The sequence below is a fragment of the Lapillicoccus sp. genome (assembly GCF_039935575.1).
Classification (GTDB): domain Bacteria; phylum Actinomycetota; class Actinomycetes; order Actinomycetales; family Dermatophilaceae; genus Lapillicoccus.
In genome coordinates, this window is sequence record NZ_JBDTKA010000098.1 from 1 (window position 1) to 4,090 (window position 4,090).

At 66.7% G+C, this 4,090-nt stretch carries 4 protein-coding genes and 2 pseudogenes; 4 read left to right on the forward strand and 2 right to left on the reverse strand.

What is annotated here, in order from left to right; all coding sequences use genetic code 11:
* A pseudogene (locus ABI385_RS12225) lies at positions 1 to 203 on the forward strand (cupin domain-containing protein); the annotation flags it as partial.
* A 201-nt stretch (positions 204 to 404) separates the two neighbouring features.
* Here the strand turns inward: ABI385_RS12225 and ABI385_RS12230 are convergent.
* Positions 405 to 1,211: a glycosyltransferase gene (locus tag ABI385_RS12230; RefSeq protein WP_348104026.1), complete on the reverse strand. Its 807-nt coding sequence runs from the start codon at positions 1,209 to 1,211 to the stop codon at positions 405 to 407.
* Positions 1,212 to 1,298: 87 nt separating this feature from the next.
* Positions 1,299 to 1,886: pseudogene (locus tag ABI385_RS12235) on the reverse strand (hypothetical protein); the annotation flags it as partial.
* 316 nt (positions 1,887 to 2,202) lie between these two features.
* Here ABI385_RS12235 and ABI385_RS12240 point away from each other — a divergent pair.
* From ABI385_RS12240 to ABI385_RS12250, 3 genes are all read left to right on the forward strand, one after another.
* Positions 2,203 to 2,643, forward strand: a complete 441-nt coding sequence (locus ABI385_RS12240) for a pyridoxamine 5'-phosphate oxidase family protein (RefSeq protein ID WP_348104023.1) — start codon at positions 2,203 to 2,205, stop codon at positions 2,641 to 2,643.
* Positions 2,644 to 3,161: 518 nt separating this feature from the next.
* Entirely contained in the window at positions 3,162 to 3,650 is a 489-nt protein-coding gene (locus ABI385_RS12245; RefSeq protein ID WP_348104024.1) for a universal stress protein, read from the forward strand.
* A partial coding sequence (locus tag ABI385_RS12250) for an SPFH domain-containing protein (protein WP_348104025.1) occupies positions 3,647 to 4,090 on the forward strand: 444 nt, incomplete at its 3' end. The genes ABI385_RS12245 and ABI385_RS12250, both read left to right, overlap by 4 nt.

Consider the following 4,090-nt stretch of genomic DNA (forward strand, 5'->3'; position numbering starts at 1 on the left):
CCGCCGGGACGTGGCACGACATCACCAACACAGGTGATCAGCCGATGCGGCTGTACGCCGTCTACGCACCCGTCCACCACGCCTCCGGCAAGATCCAGCCCACCGCTCACGACGCCGAAAGCGACGAAGCGGCTGGAACGGACATCCCGCCAGCCTGGGCAGTCGAACCGCTGGGCACACACGCTGACCAGCACGCCAAGTGAAGTGACCCTGTAGGGGTGGTTCTGGGCTTGGCATGCACCTGCCGCCGGTGGCTGAGCGCGAACCCCTGTGCGTCAGGGCCCATCGAACCACTCCATCCGAAGACCCCTCCGACCACCCTGCTCCCAGGGGCAGCCCTTGCGGCTACGGTAGACGACCAGCCTCGACGAGACCCCGGTCATCGAAGACTTGCCGATGGACGGTCACGAGATGTGCCCGGTACTGGAATCACCGATCGGGGGCGGTGCGGTGTGCAGGGTCAGGATGAGGTTGGACCAGTGCTCGAGGTGGGTGTCGCTGAGGAAGAGATCACTGACCCGCTGCTCCGCAGCCCTGCCCAACCGGGCGGCCAGAACCGGGTCCTCGAGCAGATCGCGGACGGCCTCCCCGAATGCCGGCAGATCGCCAGGGTCGTGGAGCAAGACCCCGCTTTCTCCGTCAACTATCTGGTCCTGTATACCGCCGACCGCACTCGCGACCACCGGACGCGCCTTCCACATCGCCTCAGCGACAGTCAGCCCGAACCCCTCTGCCAGGCTCTTTTGCACGACAACCGTCGCATGACGCTGAAGGGCGTTGACGATGGCGGCGTTCTCGTCGATGTCGCGCATGGGCAGACATGCCAAGTGGATGCGCGCCCGAACCGTATGCGGCAACAGCTGCCATTGCTGCATGCACTCAAGTAGCACCTCACCGCCTTCCGGGTCGTCGGCAACTCCGGCGACGCTCGGTCCGACGAGCAGCAGATGCGCGGACGTGCTGGGGGCGACGGTCTCGGCGAACGCTTGCATGACGCCGCCCATGTCCTTGGCGCGGTCCCAGCGCGAGATCTGCACGACCAGTGGCGCATCGAACTCGACCGTCGGCCCAGACTGCAAGATGTCGGCGTGTCGGTCCACGCGCCCGGGTGAGCCATCCGCCTGGACGAACTGGGGCAGCGGCTCTGGCCCCCGCGAGCCCTGCAGTAACCCGGTGTGCACGAGGATCCGACGCACCATGTCTGGCTGCATGGGCTGGTTCTTGGGGCTGAACGGATCGAGCGAAGGCGGGATAACGGTGATGCGGTCGGGTGCCAGCCAGGTCGGTGCGAACGACGGCCGGGTGAGGACCACCCGGTGTGCCGCCTCGAGGTAGGGACGAAGGAATGCCCAACCCTGCTCAGAGAGACTGTCGGGCGTGTCTCGCCCAATGTGGCAACGCCAGATCACCAACGCGCCTGCCGCCCGCATCGGCACCGCCAGGCCGGTCGTCTGCGGGTCGTGCAGGATGACGATGTCACCGGGCCGGACCAGCGCACGCAGCTCCTGCACGTTCTCGGCCATCGTCCGCTCGTAGATGGCCCGTTCGTGCTCCCCCAGCGGGCCGTGGTCGCCGGGTAAACCGTAGATGTGGTTGTGCACTCGCTTGGTGACCGCGAAGAAGTCCGGAGCCGCAGAGATCACCAGTCACCGTACGTCGATGCCGGCCCCTCGGGCCCACGGCAGCAGGGCGCGCAACATCTCGGCGACACCGCCCCCGACCGCCGTCGAGTTGACGTTCCAGATCGTCGCGCCATCGATCTGCTCACGGACCTGCGTGGCGGCCTCCAAGAAGCTCGAAAGCCGCGCCCGACCCAGCACGTCCTCCAGCCGATCCGGAGGAATCGCCTCAACGGGTACCTCATGCAACTCCGCCACCTGAACCACTGTGCCCCAACACGGCTGCCGAGAACAAGGCTGGGTGGCTCCAGCAGCGGCGCGGCGACACCGGCGGCATCACCCCCCGGCCGTCCGCGCACTGCCGCTCGAACGACGAGGTCATGAGGACCTGGAAGAAGTTGGATAGGTCAGCACCACGGAGCCCCCGGTCCGAAGTCCCACGAGGATCAACAGCCGGCACCACGTCGGCCCCGACTGGCAAGGAGTTCGCCGCCAGCCCGGTCATTTGCCTCCGCAGAGGCCCCCGTTACGTCGGGACCTTCGCCCCTGCCGAGGTGGTCCCGGATTCTGCATCCTGTGGTTCATGGTTACCGACACTGAGCCGGGGCGCGAGATTCTTTCGGCCACCGATTGCTGGGACCGACTTCGCGAGGCCCCAGTCGGCCGCCTGGCCGTGATCGTCCACTCACACCCTGAGATATTCCCTGTCAACCACCTCGTTGACGACGGCAGCCTCCTGTTCCGCAGCGCGGAGGGAACCAAGCTCGCTGGCGCCGTCGGACATGTCGTCGCCTTCGAGATCGATGGCTATGACCTAGAGGCCGGGACGGCCTGGAGCGTCATGGTCAAAGGCCAGGCCGTCGAGGTCACTCGGATGGACGACATCAAAGACATCCTCGGGTATCCCCTGTTCCCATGGCACATCGGCCACAAGCCGCACTTCATCCGGATCGAACCGATCTCCACGACAGGACGCCTCTACCAGTTGGCTAGGAACGAACTGACTGCAAACGCAGGGGGCTAGCCGCCCGCCGCGTCAAGGAGAGCTCGAGACGCACGCTGACCGCAGCCGCTATTGGGCTTGAATTCACCGACTGGGGCGAGAGCGAGTCCTGACGTGAGAATACGTTTTGCTGAACGGGTCGGGGCGACGGGGGACCTAAGTCCTGAGTCCGGTGACCGGTGACGTCGTAGCGTGAACAGCGCTGAGGAAAACAGCCATACCGCAGGTGCTCGACCGTCCGCCGTCGAGTCGCAGGGGCTTTTGCTCCGGGCGGGCCGACCGTATGTGCCGCACCTGTCAGGAGTGCCCGTGTCAGCCGCACGACCCTCCCCCACCCCGTCTGGGGCCTTCCACGTCTCCTGCCTGGCATCGGTCCTGATTCGGTTGGGACACCCCTGCGAGCGACGCGTGGACCCGCTCTCCCTGCACCACCTCCTCCAGTTGCTCAACGAGTGCACGCGGCATCAGGTCATCCGCGTACTTCCTCGTCGAGAAGTTGACCGCGGCCGCGCCCTCAGGTCGCTGACGACGGTGACGGTATGAGCACCACCACCGGACCAGGGACCGGGAATGTCGTCGTCGGCGTCGACGGGTCTGAACCGAGCCTGAATGCCTTGCGCTGGGGCGCCTTCATCGCCTCGGCGACCGGGAGCACCCTCGTGGTCGCCAGCGTGTGGCAGCCCACCCCGGCCTTCGGCCTCGTGAGCGAGGGCTGGGGGGCGTCCCCTGCTGACGTCGACCCCGACGCGCTGTCGCGCGAGGCCCTCGATGCGGCCGTGGGCTCGGTTTTCGGTGACGCTCCTCCGGTCGAGCTCGACCGCCGCGTGCTGCGGGGCAACACCGCACAGGTCCTGCTCGAGCTGAGCGACGACGCCGGGATGCTCGTCGTCGGCAGCCGCGGACACGGCGGCTTCGCCAGCCTCCTCCTCGGGTCGGTCAGCGCCGCGTGCACCGAGCATGCGACCTGTCCCGTGCTCGTCATCCACGGAACCACCCCACCACCGCCTCTCACGAAAGCCACCTCATGAACACTCCCGTGATCCTCGCTGTCGTCGTCTTCGTCATCCTCGCGGTCCTCGCGATGGCGGTGAGGATCGTGCAGCAGTACGAGGACGGCGTCCTCTTCCGCTTCGGTCGGGTCGTAGGTGAACGAGGCCCTGGGCTGCGGCTGATCATTCCGATTGTCGACGTGCTGCGCCGGGTGTCCCTGCGGATCGTCACCATGCCGATCCAGTCCCAAGGAATCATCACTCGCGACAACGTCAGCGTCGACGTGTCCGCGGTCGCGTACTACCGCGTGGACGACGCCGTCCGCTCGGTCGTCGCGATCGAGAACGTCGTCGCCGCCATCGACCAGATCGCCCAGACCACGCTGCGCAAGGTCGTCGGCCAGCACACCCTCGACCAGACCCTGTCCGAGACCGACAAGATCAACCTCGACATCCGCGCCATCCTCGACGTCACCACC

Bases quoted from the DNA above. Each gene is read 5' to 3' on its own strand.
- ABI385_RS12245 (WP_348104024.1), top strand. From the start codon at position 3,162: ATGAGCACCACCACCGGACCAGGGACCGGGAATGTCGTCGTCGGCGTC.
- ABI385_RS12230 (WP_348104026.1), bottom strand. From the start codon at position 1,211: ATGCAGCCAGACATGGTGCGTCGGATCCTCGTGCACACCGGGTTACTG.
- ABI385_RS12240 (WP_348104023.1), top strand. From the start codon at position 2,203: ATGGTTACCGACACTGAGCCGGGGCGCGAGATTCTTTCGGCCACCGAT.